The sequence below is a fragment of the Algoriphagus aestuariicola genome (genome assembly GCF_017254835.1).
GTDB classification, from domain to species: domain Bacteria; phylum Bacteroidota; class Bacteroidia; order Cytophagales; family Cyclobacteriaceae; genus Algoriphagus; species Algoriphagus aestuariicola.
This window is the reverse complement of sequence record NZ_JAFKCW010000001.1, coordinates 72,975-90,136: the sequence shown is the minus strand read 5'-3', so window position 1 is coordinate 90,136 and position 17,162 is coordinate 72,975. Positions and strand designations below refer to the sequence as shown.

General features: G+C 46.8%; 15 protein-coding genes and 1 pseudogene. 12 read left to right on the top strand and 4 right to left on the bottom strand.

All coding sequences use genetic code 11. The annotated features are described in order from the left end of the window. Positions 1-66: 66 nt before the first annotated feature. Positions 67-492, bottom strand: coding sequence for an FKBP-type peptidyl-prolyl cis-trans isomerase (locus J0A67_RS00380; RefSeq protein WP_206567292.1), 426 nt, complete (start codon positions 490-492; stop codon positions 67-69). 179 nt (positions 493-671) lie between these two features. Here J0A67_RS00380 and J0A67_RS00375 point away from each other — a divergent pair, with 179 nt between their 5' ends. The 9 genes from J0A67_RS00375 (at position 672) to J0A67_RS00335 (ending at position 9,467) form a co-directional block, all read left to right on the top strand. Further along, positions 672-2,054 carry a sigma-54-dependent transcriptional regulator gene (locus tag J0A67_RS00375; protein WP_206567291.1) on the top strand — a complete coding sequence of 461 codons (1,383 nt, stop codon included), beginning with the start codon at positions 672-674 and terminating at the stop codon, positions 2,052-2,054. Continuing rightward, entirely contained in the window at positions 2,044-3,387 is a 1,344-nt protein-coding gene (locus J0A67_RS00370; RefSeq protein ID WP_206567290.1) for a sensor histidine kinase, read from the top strand. Before J0A67_RS00375 ends, J0A67_RS00370 begins: the two co-directional genes overlap by 11 nt. Positions 3,388-3,522: 135 nt before the next feature. Then, entirely contained in the window at positions 3,523-4,305 is a 783-nt protein-coding gene (locus J0A67_RS00365) for a hypothetical protein (RefSeq protein ID WP_206567289.1), read from the top strand. 174 nt (positions 4,306-4,479) lie between these two features. Next, entirely contained in the window at positions 4,480-4,866 is a 387-nt protein-coding gene (locus J0A67_RS00360; protein ID WP_206567288.1) for a DoxX family protein, read from the top strand. 199 nt (positions 4,867-5,065) lie between these two features. Then, complete coding sequence (locus J0A67_RS00355; RefSeq protein ID WP_206567287.1) at positions 5,066-5,872, top strand: metallophosphoesterase family protein; 807 nt, start codon at positions 5,066-5,068, stop codon at positions 5,870-5,872. A 166-nt stretch (positions 5,873-6,038) separates the two neighbouring features. After that, a complete protein-coding gene (locus tag J0A67_RS00350; protein ID WP_206567286.1) occupies positions 6,039-6,971 on the top strand; it encodes an aldo/keto reductase in 933 nt (310 codons plus the stop codon). 201 nt (positions 6,972-7,172) lie between these two features. Then, the gene (locus J0A67_RS00345; protein ID WP_206567285.1) at positions 7,173-8,198 is read left to right on the top strand and encodes a zinc-binding alcohol dehydrogenase family protein; all 1,026 of its coding nucleotides are present in this window, start codon (positions 7,173-7,175) and stop codon (positions 8,196-8,198) included. Between the two features lie 3 nt (positions 8,199-8,201). Then, positions 8,202-9,032: a sugar phosphate isomerase/epimerase family protein gene (locus tag J0A67_RS00340; protein WP_206567284.1), complete on the top strand. Its 831-nt coding sequence runs from the start codon at positions 8,202-8,204 to the stop codon at positions 9,030-9,032. Between the two features lie 93 nt (positions 9,033-9,125). After that, positions 9,126-9,467, top strand: a complete 342-nt coding sequence (locus tag J0A67_RS00335) for an L-rhamnose mutarotase (protein ID WP_206567283.1) — start codon at positions 9,126-9,128, stop codon at positions 9,465-9,467. A gap of 116 nt (positions 9,468-9,583) precedes the next feature. Here J0A67_RS00335 and J0A67_RS00330 read toward each other — a convergent pair whose 3' ends face one another. The 3 genes from J0A67_RS00330 to J0A67_RS00320 all read right to left on the bottom strand — a co-directional run bounded on the left by J0A67_RS00330 (position 9,584) and on the right by J0A67_RS00320 (position 13,159). Beyond that, entirely contained in the window at positions 9,584-10,240 is a 657-nt protein-coding gene (locus J0A67_RS00330; RefSeq protein ID WP_206567282.1) for a hypothetical protein, read from the bottom strand. Positions 10,241-10,381: 141 nt separating this feature from the next. Then, positions 10,382-11,005, bottom strand: a complete 624-nt coding sequence (locus tag J0A67_RS00325; protein WP_206567281.1) for a response regulator — start codon at positions 11,003-11,005, stop codon at positions 10,382-10,384. Positions 11,006-11,068: 63 nt separating this feature from the next. After that, entirely contained in the window at positions 11,069-13,159 is a 2,091-nt protein-coding gene (locus J0A67_RS00320; protein ID WP_206567280.1) for a sensor histidine kinase, read from the bottom strand. Positions 13,160-13,429: 270 nt separating this feature from the next. On the opposite strand from J0A67_RS00320, the pseudogene J0A67_RS00315 reads away from it, so the two are divergent. The 3 genes and pseudogenes from J0A67_RS00315 to J0A67_RS00305 form a co-directional block, all read left to right on the top strand. Further along, positions 13,430-13,651, top strand: a pseudogene (locus J0A67_RS00315) (L-rhamnose mutarotase); the annotation flags it as partial. A gap of 100 nt (positions 13,652-13,751) precedes the next feature. Next, positions 13,752-16,016: a glycosyltransferase family 4 protein gene (locus J0A67_RS00310; protein ID WP_206567278.1), complete on the top strand. Its 2,265-nt coding sequence runs from the start codon at positions 13,752-13,754 to the stop codon at positions 16,014-16,016. A 134-nt stretch (positions 16,017-16,150) separates the two neighbouring features. Next, a complete protein-coding gene (locus J0A67_RS00305) occupies positions 16,151-17,161 on the top strand; it encodes a glycosyltransferase family 4 protein (protein ID WP_206567277.1) in 1,011 nt (336 codons plus the stop codon). Position 17,162: the final 1 nt, after the last annotated feature.

The window sequence follows — 17,162 nt, the reverse complement described above, 5'->3', positions numbered from 1 at the left end:
CCGACAGAGTCCACTCCATCGGTTGTTGTACTGGATATTTCATCCGCCACGTAGGCATTACGCCATTTAGCTGATTGCAACCAGTTCTATATCGAAAATCAGATCCTTTCCGGCAAGCTGGTGGTTGGCATCCAAGACGATTTTTTCGTCCGTCAGATCTACCACGGTCACTTGCATGGGCTGTCCGCCTCCGCCCTGCAGAACCAGCTGAAGTCCAATCTCCGGCTGAATATTGGGCGGAACCTGACTCAAAGGCACCTCTATCATCATGTCATCTCTTCGCTCTCCATAAGCCTCTGCCGCAGGGATCATCACGGTTTTCTTGTCTCCGATGACCATGCCATACACTGCCGCATCGAAACCTTTGATCATATTTCCGTCGCCCAGCGTGAAGCCTAGCGGTTCGCGGGACTCTGAACTGTCAAAAACACTTCCATCATCCAGTCTTCCAGTGTAGTGCACCTTGACGGCATCTCCTTTCTTTGCTTGCATGAGTTTTAATTTAGTGAAATACAAAGGTAGGGATAATTAATTGTTCGCCCAATCGGACAAAACTGTCCGAAAACAGTATATATTCATACAATTTCGTACACTTTTTTGTTAAAATTACCGCTCAAGTGCTTCAATTGTACTTGGCATCATTTTCCCAATACCCTGCAAAACAATTGACCATGGAAGCTCAGACACTAGGCAAAATACTGATCATCGACGACAACGAGGATTTGCTTTTCGCCGCCAAAATGCTTTTGAAAAAGCACGCCAAGGAAGTAGTAATTGAAAAAGACCCCCGACGAATCCCCTTTTTGATCAACAATAACAATTTTGACGTCATTCTCTTGGACATGAACTTCCGTGAGGACACCACCTCAGGCAAGGAAGGATTCTACTGGCTCAGCCAAATCAAGGAAATTGACCCCAAGGCGGTAGTGATCCTGATCACGGCCTTTGGGGATGTTGAAATGGCCGTGCAGGCCCTCAAAGAGGGAGCGACTGACTTTATCCTCAAGCCTTGGCAAAATGAAAAGCTCATCGCCACTCTCTCGGCAGCCATCAAGCTCAAAGAGAGCTATAACGAGGTGGACAAGCTACAAAAGAAACAAAAACAGCTGCAGACCGATCTCAAAAAGCCTTACGCGGACATCATCGGTGCATCGGCGTCGATGAAAAACATCTTTTCGATCATCGACAAAGTAGCCCAAACCGATGCCAACGTATTGATTCTAGGAGAAAACGGAACCGGAAAGGAACTGATCGCAAGGGCCATACATGAACGTTCCCTCCGAAAAGACGAAATCTTCGTCGGCGTGGACATGGGTGCAATTACGGAGACGCTTTTCGAATCAGAGCTCTTTGGACATAAGCGTGGCGCTTTTACCGATGCCAAAGACGATCGGGCAGGCCGGTTTGAAATCGCCGACAAGGGAACGCTCTTCCTGGATGAAATTGGCAACCTGTCGATGCCACTCCAGTCCAAGCTTCTGACTGTCCTACAGCGAAGAGAAGTGACCCGAATCGGGACAAACAAGGCTATCCCAGTGGACATCCGCCTGATCTGTGCTACCAACATGCACGTGCATGAGATGGTGATGGAAAACACCTTCCGCCAGGATTTGTTATACCGGATCAATACCGTGGAGATCTTCCTTCCTCCACTCAGAGAAAGACAGGATGACATCCCTACTCTAGCCAACTATTTCCTGAAAAACTATTCCCAGAAGTACCGCAAAAACTTCGTCGGCTTCAAACCCGCCGCTATGGAATTGCTTCAGCGCTACCAATGGCCGGGCAACATCCGAGAACTTCAGCATGCCATCGAACGGGCCATAATCATGGCCGAAGGCGATGAACTGGACACGAGGGACTTCTTTTTCCTTTCCGCAAAGCCAGCCTCCGACAAAGCTCCGACCTCCATCACCCTCAACCTCGACGACATGGAGCGCAGCACCATACAGCGCGCCATCGACAAGAACGGCGGGAATATCTCCAAGGCGGCCAAGGAGCTGGGACTAACCCGCGCCTCGCTCTACCGAAGACTGGAAAAATATGGACTATAGAGTTGGCCTGCTGGGCCGCATCGCGCTGGTCGCGGCCTCGCTGTTTCTACTAGCCTACGCCATCATCGATGATTGGGGAGTCTTTATGATTTCCCTGTTTTTGATTTTCGTGGTATTCCAAATCATCTTTTTGGTGAGATATTCGGAGAGTTCCTTCAAAAAAGTCCGGCTTTTCCTGGACAACATCAAACAGGACAAGTATTCCCAGCTCTATCCAGTCAAGTTTGACGGTACGGAGACGGACGACCTCCATATTGAGTTCAACGCGATCTTGGCAAAGCTCAAGGAGGACCAGGCGGAAAAAGAGGCCAACTACCAGTACTTTCGCTCGGTCTTCAAGCACCTGAGTATCGGCCTGATCACTTTTGGGGAGGATGGGGAAATCCAAATCCTCAACGTCGCTGCCAAGCGAATCCTAAACATCGATGACCTCAAGAACATCTCAGACATTGAGAGCATCAACAAGGAACTCCACCTTGCGGTACAAAACCTCCGGACGGGCGGCTCCGAACTGATCAAAATCGCCCATCCGGACGGCATCATGCAGCTATCCGTCTATGTGATCGAACTCCTGATGCGGGGCGAGCGCTTCAAGTTGGTATCATTGCAAAACATCCAGTCCGAACTCGAGGAAAAGGAAATGGAAGCCTGGCAAAACCTGGTCAAGATCCTCACCCACGAGATCATGAACTCCATCGCTCCGATCTCCTCACTTGCAGGCACGCTAAAGGCCGACATAGAACACAAAATCGAGAACAACGAACGGGCCACAGAGGAAGAGCTCGAAGACTTCCTCATGGGAATGAGTACGATCGAAAAACGCAGCGAGGGACTGATCAATTTTGTCTCCGACTTCCGCAGTCTGGCCCATATTCCCACTCCGAAGTTCACCAGTATCGGAATAGCCAAGCTTTTTGAACATCTGGAGATCCTGCTTCAAAATCAGCTGGAAAACCAGGGAATCCGGCTGGTAAAGGAACTCAATCCTAGAGAGCTTATCCTCTTCGGGGACCAGAACCTGATTGAGCAGGTACTGATCAACCTGCTCCAAAACGCCATCCAGGCCCTGGACGATGCGGAGGAAAAGACCATCACCCTGAAGGCCTTCATCGACGAAGCCGGAAAGATCATCTTGGAGGTGTGCGATACCGGAAAAGGAATAGAAGAAGAAGCCTTGGGGAAGATCTTCATACCCTTCTTCACCACCAAAAAGAAAGGCTCCGGCATCGGGCTCAGCCTTTCCAAGCAGATCATGCGTCGACACAAGGGAAACATCCAGGTTCGCTCCAAGCTCGGGGAAGGCACGACATTCAAATTGATCTTCAATGGATAAGATTCATGACTACTTCGGAATAGTTCCGAGAAATTTCCCTTTCCTGTAATGAAAAATCAATGGCACACGTCTTGTCGAAGAATGGCCGAAAATCCGACAGAAGTTCGAAGGCCAAGAAAATAGATCGACGACGACATGAGCGCTACCTCCCGTAAGTACTTTCATTGCTATGCCACAGCCAATGATTCATTTTTCTACTACAAGGATCTACGAAATCTAAAAAGGATCAAAAACCTTGATCCTGGAGTTGACCAGGTGTTTTTGTTTCTGGCGATCAGCGATGTTCGCAAGTCAAATCCCATAGACCGACTTTTTGTAAAAATGGCAAAGGCCATGTTCAAAGATCATCCTACCGTCACACTTGTGGAAGTTTTCCGCAAATCCAATATTGGGCGGGACTTTAGTTCCTATCAAATGCTCTTGGACAAAGTTAGACCGTTGGCCACAGCCAGTGATTACATCCTGTTTCAAAACCGTAGCGGCTACGGTCCTTTTCGCACAGAGTGGTACAAGAGATTCGTGACGCAATTCGAAAGATTTGGGGATGTGGCAATATCTGGCAGTACGATCAACTTTCTGGATCACCCGTCCAGGAGTTTGAAAGATGATTTGCCCCATATTCAAACCTATTCCTTTCTGTCCACCCTATTTTTCATGAACATGCTTGGAGCGGCATTCCCTGGTGCAAAGGAGACGGACAGGTGTGACATTATCACCAAGGGCGAGATTGGCCTAAGCCAGTTTTTTTTGGAAAGGGGATACAAGATCACCTGCATCGAGTGGCCAGAATTGGCGATCTCCAACCAATCCCAGTCTCCTAGCTCGATTGATGTTAAAAAAAGCGTCACGGCAAAGCATTGCTTTTATCATAGAAGATATTCCAAAAGGAAACTGCTCCTGCGGAATCTTATCCGATGATCTCAGTCTCCAAGGCATCCTGCCTAACCAATTGGTCACACGCTGTGAGTTCAAGCCCCAATGACTTTGGCCTGTAATTGGCCCTGTCGTAATACCCCATTGAGAATGTCGGGATTGGTGTCGCTTGCTTGCTTTTGAGGGTTCTAATTTTGGTCAAACGAATCAACAAAAGCTATGAAACCATCCAAATCCACTGTTATTATCTACTGGGCTGCCACGACCTTCATCTTCCTTTTTGAGGGTGTGATGCCCGCTCTCTACTCTCAGTCTGAGCTCGGCAAGGAAGGCGTTCGCCATTTGGGCTATCCCGATTACTTTGGCCTCGCACTGGTCGTGTTCAAGATCGCAGGATCCGTTCTTATCATGATCCCCAGCCTTCCCAAGCGGGTCAAGGAGTGGGTGTATGCGGGATTTGCCTTTGACTTTATCTTCGCCTGCATCAGCCACTGGGTAGTGGATGGCATGGGTTTTCAGACCATCATGCCCCTAATCATACTGGGTATCCTGATTGTCTCCTATGTAAACTATCACAAGATTTACGGCTACCGGACCCTCGCTTAGCCCTTCTTAACCGGTGGTCCATATCAAAAATTTGGACCACCGCTTAGGTTTGCCAACTCCTCAAAGGGTGAACACTACCCCATCGTGACCAGAAGCAAGTGTCGAAGCAATGACTGAGGAAAACGCGTTCAACATGCAAAGGGCTTTGAGACCCAATACCTACCTTCCATTTTCAAAGCCTATTCTATAACTTAACGGTATGCATCGACGCCCCTTTCTCCAAAAAATCAGCCTCCTTGGCACCTCGCTAATGACTCTACCTTTTATCTCCTACGGGAAGATGGACTTCCCGAAAGCCACCCGTCTCAAATTCATCACCGCCTCGGACGGACATTTTGGACAACCCAACACAGATTTTGAAACTTCCCATAGCCAATTGATTGAAGCGATCAACAAAGAGGAAAATGTCGATTTTGTGGTTTTTAACGGAGATCTGATCCACGACGATCCCAAGTGGATGCCGGAGGTGAAAAAGGTATATGACCGACTGCCTGTCCCTTACTACACTACAAGAGGTAACCATGACCGGGTTTCGGATCAAGTTTGGCAGCAAACCTGGGGGCGGCCGGACAATTTTGGCTGGATCAGCAAGGAAAACCACGGGATCATACTATCCAGCTCTTCCAATGAAAAGGGAGAGTACCTCTGCGCGGACACTGGTTTTCTGAAATCAAAACTGGAATCCTACAAAGACCTTTCCCATGTCTTTCTTTTTGTCCACATCTCCCAAAACGACTGGACCCGACATGGTATCGCCTGCGAGGAGATGCTTGATCTGATCGCCAGCTATCCAAATCTCCGCGCGACCTTCCATGGCCATGACCACGACGTAGACGGAATTATGCTTTACAAGAAGAAGCCCTTCCTTTGGTCCGGCCACTTTGGAGGCAGCTGGGGTAATCCTTTCCCCTGCTATCGCGTCTGCGAAGTCGGCGAAGACGGCAAAGCCATCACCTATCTCAAGACTGTAAAAGATGGAACTATTCTGAACGGGAATAATCTGTAGGTGATAAATCCTTTTTGACAATCAATAGCCAACGTGCGCTAGTAAGTTCCAAGGGCAGTGTACGACGTAGGTCTTTGGTCACCCGACAATTAAGCATACAGGACAAAGACTTCTCGAAATTCTTTTATCTTGTCCTCTGAAGCTCAAAAACCCAATTTACTAACCTATGCAGTACCGGACACTTGGAAAAACAGGCCTGGAAGTCTCCATTCTTGGTTTTGGAGCTTCTCCCATGGGCAATGTATTTGACCCTGTGGACGAAAGCGAGGCAATTTCGACGGTGCATTACGCACTGGATCATGGAGTCAATTTCTTCGATGTGTCGCCTTTTTATGGTTTGACTTTAGCAGAAAGCCGATTGGGAAAAGCCCTAGAGGGAACGCGAAAAGACATCATCCTGGCCAGTAAATGCGGTAGATATGGTTTACAGGACTTTGATTTCTCCAGAAAAAAAATCCTTCAGAGTATTGACGAATCCCTCACACGGCTGAAAACCGATTACCTCGACCTCTTTCAGTTACACGACATTGAGTTTGTGGATAAACGGATCATCCTTGAAGAAGCTGTCCCCGCAATTCAGGAAGTGCTAAAGTCCGGAAAAGCCCGTTTCTGGGGCATCACCGGTCTGCCAGTTCGCTATCTCGCCCAAATCGCCAGAGAAACCAATCCCGACACGGTACTCTCCTGGGGGCATTACAACCTTCTGGAAGATGAGATCAACGACGAACTAGTACCTCTTTCGAAGGAGATGGGCTTCGGGCTGATGAATGCAGCGCCGCTGATGCAGCGTATACTCTCCGACGGGAGTTTGCCGCCTTGGCACCGATCCCCGGACGAGGTCAAGGCTTTGCAACCGGTTATGTTGGAGCTCTGCAAGAGCTATGGCGTCCGTCTAAGCGATGTGGCGCTACGTTATGCGTTGAAACATCCGAATGTCGTGACCACGATTGTAGGCATGTGCGAACTGAATGTGGTGAAGCAAAACGTTGCTGCGGTGGACTTTGAAATCCCTTCGGAATTGTTGGAAAAAATTCAAGCGCTTGTCGCACCTTATAAAAACCGCATGTGGTTTGAGGGAAAGGCGGAAAACAATATTTAGTGGCAAGTAGCTAGATGTAAGTATCAAGACTTTAGTATCAAGACACAAGAAGCTAGACCTAAGTATCGAGAAACTCAAGTGAGTGGTAAAATTTGTAAGCAGTAAGTAGATGCAGGTGGAAAAGCAGGAACGCTGCAAAGAGGAAGGGGCAAAACACTTCCGGAAAGCGCGTAAATCGTATTTCGTAAATCGTCAATAAAAATGAAAGCACTTTTTCTTACCGAAATCGGAAAATCAGAAGTTCGCGAGATCGAAAAGCCCTCGCCCAAAGCAGGAGAAGTCCTGCTGGAAGTGGGGATGGTCGGATTTTGCGGTGGAGACATGAACGGCTTCAGAGGGCTTTTTCCGCTGCAGGAATATCCGAATATCCTCGGTCACGAAGTCGGAGCCACCGTGGTGGACTTGGGCTCCGATGTGCCGGACACCATCCAAATTGGCGACCAAGTCACGCTTTACCCCTATCTAGCCTGCGGCAACTGTGTAGCTTGCCGAAAAGGCCGCCCCAATGCCTGCAAGACCAACAAAACCATGGGAGTGCGTCGACCTGGCGCCATGACCCGATATATCTGTGCGCCTTGGAAAGATCTCTTTATCTCCAAGAAACTTAGCCTACGTGAACTTGCCCTCGCAGAGCCGCTGACTGTAGGCTTTCACGCAGCTGCCCGCGGTCGGGTCAGTGCTGAAGATACCGTCGCAGTGATGGGTTGCGGCATCGTGGGACTCGGCGCAGTCGCCTCGGCCGTAAGCCGAAAAGCCACCGTGATTGCCATAGACATCGACGATAGTAAACTGGAAATCGCCAAAAAAATCGGCGTAGCCCACACCATAAACCCCTCCAAAGTTGATCTTCACGAAAAACTCCAAGAGCTGACCAATGGCGACGGTCCCGATGTCATCATCGAAGCCGTGGGAAGCCCACTTACCTATCGAAGTGCCGTTGAGGAAGTCGCGTTCCTAGGCCGGGTGGTGTGCATCGGCTACGCCAAGGCACCCGTGGAGTTTAACACATCGCTATTTGTGCAGAAAGAAATCGAAATCTTGGGGTCCAGAAACTGCGTGGGAAGAGAGGATTTTCCGGAAGTCATCTCCTATCTGGAGGAAGGCAAATTCCCCGTCGACGAAGTTATCTCAAAAGTCATCTCGATCGACGAAGGCCCCGAAACGCTAAAGTCCTGGTCGGAAAATCCACAAGGAATTATCAAAATCATGATAGATTTTGACCGATAAGCTATGATTCGATCTGCCGTTACCATCAACTTGATTGACACCATGAGCTCCGGGCCATGGATCTATTGGCATGACTTAGAGGAAAGCCTGCGAAAAGCCGCTGAACTGGGCTTTGACGGGGTAGAACTCTTCACACGCTCCGGAAATGACTTGAATGTCGAACATCTGCGCCAAAGGCTGGATCACTACGGATTGCTAGTCGCGGCTGTGGGTACCGGGGCGGGAAAAGTGCTCCATGGACTCACCCTGACTGATCCCGATTTGGAGATCAGGAAAAATGCCCTTTCGTTTATCTCAGAGATGATTTCCTTCGGAGCCAAATTTGGCGCACCGGCGATTATTGGTTCGATGCAGGGCAACTGGGGATTGGGAAGCGGGCCTAAAATGGAAGAGGCCTTTGGCTTTTTTGTCGAAGCCTTGGAGCAACTTGGCGATCAGGCAGACCAAGAGGGCGTGCCACTGCTTATAGAACCGCTGAATAGGTATGAGTGCAACGGTTTCAATCAACTCTTTGTCTTTGACAACCTCCAGCCCTACTTAAAGACCCGCAACGTCAAGGTGCTGGCAGACCTCTTTCACATGAACATCGAGGAGGAAAATCTATCCCAGACCATCCGGGATTTCGGAAAGTACATTGGACATGTGCATTTCGCAGACTCCAACCGAAGACCAATGGGAATGGGCCATACCGACATGGCGCCGATCGCGGAAGCGCTCAAGAATATCGGCTATTCTGGCTATGTGTCCGCGGAGGCCTTCCCCTATCCAAATCCCGATGCGGCGGCGGAGCAAACGATCAAGGCGTTTCGGGAATACTTTAGCACAAAGTATTAAGTACAAAGTACCAATTAGCGCGACGACAACTTTGCAACTTTCTGGCTCAGCAATATCCCAATTTTCCAATATTTCAATTTTAGAATCCCCTCCATGAAACGCTTCTGCCTCACCCTTGACCTCATTGACGACCCCGAATCCATCCGCATTTATGAGCAACACCACGCCCCCGGAGCGGCATGGCCGGAGGTTACCCAACACGACATTGACTGTGGCATCCTGAACATTGAGATCTTCCGTACCGGTAACCGGATGTTTATGATTTTGGAGACGGTGGATGAGTTCACTTTTGAGAAAAAGGCGGAAATGGACGCTGCAAATCCCATCATCGCCAAGTGGGAGGAACTGATGTGGGGATTTCAGCAGCCTATCCCTTGGGCAAAGCCCGGGGAAAAGTGGGTGCTAATGGATCGGATTTTCAAATCTGGCTTGTAGTCCGGCTAGGGCTATTAGCGATTTGCACGGGAAATAAATTTCAGGAAAAAAGCCAGCCAATTTGGATAGCTGGCTTTCATCTCTGGTTTTTGGCCTGACTTCTATAGTCTCACTTGTTACACTTTTGTCGCAGGCCTGATTGCTCCTGATCCATGCTTGATGGGAGTTGGGCCAGCAAGTTTCTTCATTTTTTCCTCGTTGAACTCTCCCTCCACTTTCACCGTGTATTCAAACTTGTCCGTCGGAAAACCTTTGTGAACCAAATGAATCGTGGTGAACTTTTCTGCCATATCCGCAAGCACAAATCTCGCTTCGTCACCATCCGAATCACTCCCTTTGTCAATTGACTTTTCCTTTTTGTTGAAATACTCTCCGCTCGCGTACTTTGCACAAACACAAATATCCGCTCCAGCCTTACCATCAGTTTTTTTGATCGTTACAATCACTTTGTCGAATGGTGAAGGAGCAACAAAAAAGGTCCGCTCCGTGACTATTAAAGTTCCGGTTACTTTTTTGGTAGGAATCACCAAATCTCGGGCGCCAATCTGAGCACCGCTTCCTCCTGCTATTTTCCCATAGCTTTTCAGGAGATCGGTCTGCAGATCTATTGCGCCATCAATTAATTTCTCCAACTGCTCTTGGGACGCCCCTGTACCGGGGATGATCGTATCCACGAATACTTTCGCGGCTTCTTTTCTAAAATCCTGGTATTTATCCAGGTAGTCACCTGCCACTTTGATGAGTGAAGAGGTGACGCTTTGACAACTTGCCATAACACTTGATATTTAAGATGAAAAATAATTATATCCCAAAGGTCAAAAATGAGTGCGCGCGCTCTCTTATCCTTTTGGATGATATTATCCCGCAATCGTGAAAACGACAGAAAAAACAACGGGCTTTGAAACCTTCGATGACTATTTCTTCATCAACCCCCGCAATCGGGCGATAGCAGCAGTTCTGGACGCCACTTCTAATTTCAGATAGAAATTATTGATGTGCTTTTTAATGGTATTGATCGATACAAAAAGCTCCTCGGCGATTTGCTGATTGGTTTTCCCGTCATAGATCAGCATCAAAACCTCGAATTCCCGGATGCTTAGATGGCTTTGGAGTTGCCTGTTTATCTCCTGCAAACTGATATCCGGAAAGCCTTTATTGTTAGTAAGCGCAAAATTCGAAATAGCAATTTCCAAAGTTGCCATTATTGTATTCTCATTAAACGGCTTGACGATATAACCCCAGGGCTTCACCAATTTTGCCTGCTCTATAGTCTCTTTGTCCGCATAGGAAGTGAGAAAAACAAAGGGGATAGCATACCTCTTGTTAATCAATTCGGCGATTTCTATCCCATTCATTCCTCCTCCAAGATTGATATCTAGAATGGCTGCGTCGGCAATTCCTGTTTCTAAAATGGCTTTGGCCTCTTCGTCATCATATGCGATTCCACATACCTTAAAGCTGTGATTGTTGAGGTAGTGGGCGATATGCGCTGCAATCACAGGTTCGTCTTCCACTATCAGGACTTGAATCTCACTCATCTGAAAAATCGCTTTACTACCCCTAGATATTCCAACTGGCCTTAATCAGTGTCGGAAACCGACCTATGAAAGACGCATTTTCCGAATATGGAGCAAGGTACAGGCACCATTATCATTAAACACTTCCAGCTTTGCTTTCAGCTTTTTTGCAAATGCCTTTACCAGTTTATAGCCAAAAGAATCTGAGGTAAAGACATTCATTCCAAAAGGGAAGCCGACTCCATTATCCTTTACTTTCAACAGAATGCCGGATTCAGAACTCTTTAAAGCTATCTGTAGCTTCCCGTGGTTATTGTCTTTGAACGCATACTTGAGTGAATTACTGATCAATTCATTCAAGACCAATCCAATGGGGATCACCATCTCAACATCAAGGAGCAGAGGATCGATATCAGTTTCCAGTTCAACGCTATTTTCGTCGGGCTTGTAGGAGTGGAAAAGGTTCTGTACCAGCTTATCGATATAGTCGCTCATTTCAATGCCGACGAAGTTTTCCTTTTTGTATAGGTTTTGATGGATCAGAGCCATGCTGAAAACCCGGTTTCGACTTTCCTTGATCGCCTCCGAAGCTTTGCTGTCCTTTATCGACAGTGATTGCAGATCAAGCAAACTTGAAATAACCTGAAGGTTATTTTTTACGCGATGGTGTATTTCCCTGATCAGCACTTCAAGGTGGTCTGCCTGTTTTTTGATGATCAGTTTTTTTGCCGTCTGCTTGCGATACAGTACAAGGATCAAGACACCGGACAGCAATAGCAGCGAAGCACCAATAATCAAATGCAGTCGGATTTTCCTTTCTTTCGCCAGCTGCATTTCCTTCAAATAATTTTCCCTAGAAAGAGCTTCCTTCAATGCAAGTTCATTGGCAAGTTGCGAACTCTTGAGTTGGTTTTCGCTCGCTAGTAGACGATTGTATTGTCTGGCACTATTCACCACAGAGTCCTTCAACAAGTTTTCCCTTGTTAGGGCCTCTTTGATTGCTTTGGCTTCTGCGAGCCTGACAGCACTCAATTCATTCTGAGCACCGAGCATCAGGATATCCTTTTCCTTCTTTTCCGTTTCGTATTTTGCCTGAAGATCCAGCAAGTTTTCCCTGTGCTGCATCTGGATAATACTGTCCTTCAGCATAAACAGCCTATCCGCTTCCCGGAGAGCAGCTTGAGCACTATCAGTTTGCTTCAATAGCCTATATGCGATCAATGAATTCGCATAAAACTGGTGGATATCCTTACTTTTTTCGAAAAAATCCTGATTCTTCCTGACGTACACCAGCGCAGAATCCAGTTGCTGTGCTTCTTCGTAGAAATTCGCGATGTAGTTGTTAGCAAGCAACGCCTTTACGCTATGGCCATTGTTTCTGAGTTCCGCTTCTACCGCTTTCATAAATGCGATTTTGCTGTCCAATGGCTTTGTCTTCCAATCAATAAACAGCATACTGTGAACCGGATCTTTAGAAAAATCGAGTTTTGAGCTTTGCATCATTTCTGCCCGCTCATTCAAGAGATTCGCGAACTGCTCAGGTTTTTCCCATTGAAAGTACATATCTGCAAATTCGCTCAGCAAGCTTCCATGATCCATCCTGATGCCTACAGGTTTGGTAATTTGATAGGCTTTCAAAAAATACTGCTCCGATTCTCCATAGGCCTCCACATTTTTGTACATGCGTGCTATCGAGTAGTACACCGCCCAGTTCTTGTAGGGATTCTCCCGATTGTTTAAAGCTTCCAGCTCATGATAGGAAAGCAACGCCGAATCGGTTTGATGTAGGTTGTCAAAAAGTCGGCCTAGTAAATACAGGTACTTATAACTCAGTTCATACGAGTTGGCATTTACGGCATGGGGGGATGCAGCTCTCAGTAATGAAAGTCCGTTTTCATATTCCAATTTGAAAAAAGAGACATAGGCTTCTTGGATAAGATAGTTGGCGATGAGTTGGTCGTCACCTGTTTTTGTAGCGAATGGTTGGCCCTTGTCTAGAAAAAATCTAGTGCTGTCAAACTTCCCTCGCTTGAACTGTACAAGAGCAAGCTGAAATAGCGTATCGGCTTTTTCTCGGTCTGATTTTAAGAAAGCAAATTTGTCATCAGTTTGATGTGCGGCTGTTGTAGTAATTGTACAGATTGCCAGCAGTAAGTAAAAAATGTAGGTTTTCATGGCAGATGTGGCTTCTGATTAAATTTACGCTTTAGTCTGCTGCATATTCGATAACATATGTAAATATTCGTCTAAATTTTATTCATTATCCGATAAAAAGAATAATAGATAAATAGATGTGCAGAATAATATTTCGTCAAACATCTTCGTTGACAATCATAGGCTTGTAGGCACTGAAATATTAGGAACTCTACCGTCTAAGGTCTTTCGGTATTTGTTTGGCTGACAACCGATACTTTTTGAGCGTTCTTTGACCAATAATCGTAGTTCGGAATCCTGAACATCGAGATCTTCCGCACCGGCAACCGGATGTTTATGATCTTGGAGACGGTCGACGAATTCACTTTTGAGAGAAAAGCGGAGCAGGACGCCACGAACCCCATCATCGCCAAATGGGAGCATTTAATGTGGGGGTTCCAACAGCCTATTCCTTGGGCAAAACCCGGAGAAAAATGGGTGCTGATGGACAGGATTTTTAAGTCTGGACTTTAATCATTTTAGTACTATTTTATCCCTTTATAAATAGATCCCTTCTCTTCGGCAAAAGACACAGAGAAAATTATGCGGTTTATTTTTCGTACCTTAAAAAGAAATGAAAATTGCTTTTTTAGGGACTTACCCACCACGTGAATGCGGGATTGGGATTTTTACCAAAAATCTTTTTGACTCCATTATCCCCAATTCGTCAACTGCCAATACTTCTTCACGTGCGGAAATTAAACCCCTCGAAGGCTATGTAGTTGCCATGAATGATCATGACAACACTTATTCCTATCCCGGAGAGGTGAAGCTGACCATCCGACAGGAACACCAGCGCGACTACCTTGAGGCAGTCAAATACATCAACTTAAGCGGTGCGGACCTTTGTATTCTGGAACACGAGTTTGGGATTTTTGGGGGTCAAAACGGCATCTACATCCTTCCGCTCCTTCACAGGCTGGAAATTCCCCTGATTGTAACCCTGCATACGGTCGTGGAAAGAAGTTCCTATACCGAAAAGGCAGTCTTGATGCAAATCTGCAAGATGGCCTATCGGGTGGTAGTGATGAGCCATAAGGCCATCGAATTTTTGGTCAACCTTTATGGAGTTCCCAGAGAAAAAATTGAATTCATCGAACATGGCGTCCCGGATATTCACTTCAATCAGGAAGATTCCAAAAAAGAATTCAAACTCGACAATAAAAAACTCCTGCTTACTTTTGGCATTTTAAGCCGGAATAAGGGAATAGAAACCGTCATACGGGCCTTACCCAAGGTGATCGAAAAACATCCCGAAGTCATCTACATGATCTTGGGAAAAACCCATCCCAATGTGCTCTATCATTCCGGAGAAGAATACCGGACCTACCTTCAATTGTTGGTGAAGAACCATAAACTCAAAGACCATGTGGTTTTTCTGAATGAGTTTATTGGCCAAAGGGAATTGTTCAAATATCTATCTGCATCAGATATCTACATTACTCCCTATCTGAATGAAGCTCAGATTACCAGCGGAACGCTGTCCTATGCCGTGGGAGTCGGTTCGGCGGTGGTGTCCACACCCTATTGGCATGCCTTGGAACTTTTGGCAGAAGGTAGGGGGAAGCTTTTCAAATTCAACGATTCCGATGAACTCTCAACTATCCTCCTTTCACTGTTGGACAATCCAAAAGATCTCAATCAAATCCGAAAAAAAGCATACGACTATGGACGAACCATCACTTGGCCTAAGTCCGGTGAAAAGTACCTGAACCTCCTGAAGGAGGTGCTGAAAGCCAATCCTGAAGTCATTTTCAAACCGGAAACTCTGATTGACCCGCTTTTGCTTCCGCCCTTTTCCCTGGATCATATCGTGCGGCTCACCGATGACACTGGGATTATCCAGCATGCAAAATATGGCATCCCGAACCTCAAGGAAGGCTATTGCTTGGATGACAACTCTAGAGCTTTACTGATGGTGCTCATGTCTTACTGTCAGACCAAGGACAAACAGGCTTTGAAATTGGCCCCTATCTACCTGAGCTACATCCACTATATGCAAAACAAAGACGGAACATTTCGGAATTTCCTCAGTTTCAGCAGGGATTTTTTGGATGAAGTCGGTTCCGAAGATTCCTTTGGAAGGACGATCTGGGCTCTGGGTTACTTATTGGCCAATGCGCCCAATGATGCCTATTACCAAACGGGCCGATTGGTGTTTTTCGATGCAGTACCCAATTTCGAGAAAATAAAGTCGATCAGAGGCATCGCCAATACCATCTTGGGGATCTGCTATTACCTCAAAACCAACCCTTCGGACGACGCCATCACAGAAACTCTCAAAAGACTGACGGGAGTTTTGATCGAGCATTACGAAAGAAACAGCACACCGGACTGGCCTTGGTTTGAATCGCTTTTTGCATATGACAATGGAATCTTACCCCTTGCACTGTTACATTCCGCTGAGCTTTTGAATGATGAAAAAGTAACCCAGATTGGCATTCAATCGATGGAATTTCTAACAGAGATCACGCTGAAAGACGGATATCTGTCCATCATTGGCAATGAAAACTGGTACAAGCAGGGTGGGGAAAGAGCCATGTTTGCCCAGCAGCCCTTGGATGCCTTGGCGATGATCTTGATGTTCCAGCAGGCCTACCACATTACCCGGGAAAAAGAATATCTCAGGAAGTTGTTTTCTTGTTTCATGTGGTTTCTCGGAGAAAACGACCTCCGGATGAGCTTATTCGATTTTGAAACCAAAGGTTGCTGCGATGGACTCGAAAGCTATGGCATCAACCGAAACCAAGGCGCTGAAAGCTCCCTGGCCTATCTGATTTCCTATTTGACGGTCTTGCAGGCTTTCGAACGAATCGAAGAAAAAGAGCTGGTAAATTGAGTAGGTTTTGGAAACGCAAAAGGAAAGCTACTCGCTACCGAAAAATCCAAAAATTCCCTTTTGATCCGGCTCCCCACTCTACCACCGGCTAGTCTGTCTAGTTGTTTGACAAATTTCACTTTCCAATCTAACGCATGCGAATAGCCATTCTGTCACCAATTGCCTGGAGAACGCCTCCTTTGAACTACGGTCCTTGGGAACAGGTCGCCTCCAATCTCGCTGAGGGATTGGTGAAAAAAAATATTGACGTTACCCTGTTTGCCACCGGCAACTCCATTACAGCGGGCAAACTTCAATCTGCCTCCCATGAAGGCTATGCTGAAAACCCCGAGATAGACCCCAAAGTCTGGGAATGCCTCCATATCAGTAATCTGATGGAACAGGCCGGCAAATTTGATCTGATACATAACCATTTCGACTTTCTGCCTCTCACCTATTCCGGTCTGATCAAGACCCCGATGCTGACCACCATCCACGGCTTTTCTTCGGAGAAAATCGTCCCGGTGTACAAAAAATACAACAGTACCAATGCCTTCGTATCCATCAGTAATTCCGACCGCCATCCGGATCTGGATTACCTAGGGACAGTGTACAATGGGATAAATCCGGATCAATTTACCTTTCAGAAAAAACCTCAGGACTACTTGCTGTTTTTCGGCCGAATCCATCCGGAAAAAGGCACCTACGAATCCATTGAGATTGCAAAAAAAGCGGGGAGAAAACTCATCATCTCAGGGCTGATCCAGGATCAGGAGTATTTTGACCGCAAAGTAAAACCATCCATTGACGGCAATTCAGTGGTATATGTGGGCAATTCGGGGCCAAAAGAAAGAAACAAGCTGCTGGGAGAGGCCGCCGCTCTATTGCACCCCATCAGTTTCAGTGAACCGTTTGGCCTCAGTGTGGCTGAGGCAATGATGTGCGGCACGCCGGTGATCGCTTTCAGCCTCGGATCTATGCCGGAACTGATCCAAGACGGACAATCGGGCTTCTTGGTGAATACTATAGAAGAAGCAGCCACCGCAGTGGACAACCTCAGTCATATCAAGCGCGAAAACTGCAGAACCCATGCCCTTGCCAAATTCAGTAAGAATACAATGACAGACAACTATCTGCGCCTATACCGTAAGCTATTGAAAAGATAGA

Excerpts from the sequence above, each read along its gene's own strand:
- J0A67_RS00350 (WP_206567286.1), top strand. The coding sequence starts at position 6,039 with ATGCAGTACCGGACACTTGGAAAAACAGGCCTGGAAGTCTCCATTCTT.
- J0A67_RS00355 (WP_206567287.1), top strand. The coding sequence starts at position 5,066 with ATGCATCGACGCCCCTTTCTCCAAAAAATCAGCCTCCTTGGCACCTCG.
- J0A67_RS00365 (WP_206567289.1), top strand. The coding sequence starts at position 3,523 with ATGAGCGCTACCTCCCGTAAGTACTTTCATTGCTATGCCACAGCCAAT.
- J0A67_RS00370 (WP_206567290.1), top strand. The coding sequence starts at position 2,044 with ATGGACTATAGAGTTGGCCTGCTGGGCCGCATCGCGCTGGTCGCGGCC.
- J0A67_RS00360 (WP_206567288.1), top strand. The coding sequence starts at position 4,480 with ATGAAACCATCCAAATCCACTGTTATTATCTACTGGGCTGCCACGACC.
- J0A67_RS00345 (WP_206567285.1), top strand. The coding sequence starts at position 7,173 with ATGAAAGCACTTTTTCTTACCGAAATCGGAAAATCAGAAGTTCGCGAG.
- J0A67_RS00305 (WP_206567277.1), top strand. The coding sequence starts at position 16,151 with ATGCGAATAGCCATTCTGTCACCAATTGCCTGGAGAACGCCTCCTTTG.
- J0A67_RS00310 (WP_206567278.1), top strand. The coding sequence starts at position 13,752 with ATGAAAATTGCTTTTTTAGGGACTTACCCACCACGTGAATGCGGGATT.
- J0A67_RS00325 (WP_206567281.1), bottom strand. The coding sequence starts at position 11,005 with ATGAGTGAGATTCAAGTCCTGATAGTGGAAGACGAACCTGTGATTGCA.
- J0A67_RS00335 (WP_206567283.1), top strand. The coding sequence starts at position 9,126 with ATGAAACGCTTCTGCCTCACCCTTGACCTCATTGACGACCCCGAATCC.
- J0A67_RS00330 (WP_206567282.1), bottom strand. The coding sequence starts at position 10,240 with ATGGCAAGTTGTCAAAGCGTCACCTCTTCACTCATCAAAGTGGCAGGT.
- J0A67_RS00320 (WP_206567280.1), bottom strand. The coding sequence starts at position 13,159 with ATGAAAACCTACATTTTTTACTTACTGCTGGCAATCTGTACAATTACT.
- J0A67_RS00340 (WP_206567284.1), top strand. The coding sequence starts at position 8,202 with ATGATTCGATCTGCCGTTACCATCAACTTGATTGACACCATGAGCTCC.
- J0A67_RS00380 (WP_206567292.1), bottom strand. The coding sequence starts at position 492 with ATGCAAGCAAAGAAAGGAGATGCCGTCAAGGTGCACTACACTGGAAGA.
- J0A67_RS00375 (WP_206567291.1), top strand. The coding sequence starts at position 672 with ATGGAAGCTCAGACACTAGGCAAAATACTGATCATCGACGACAACGAG.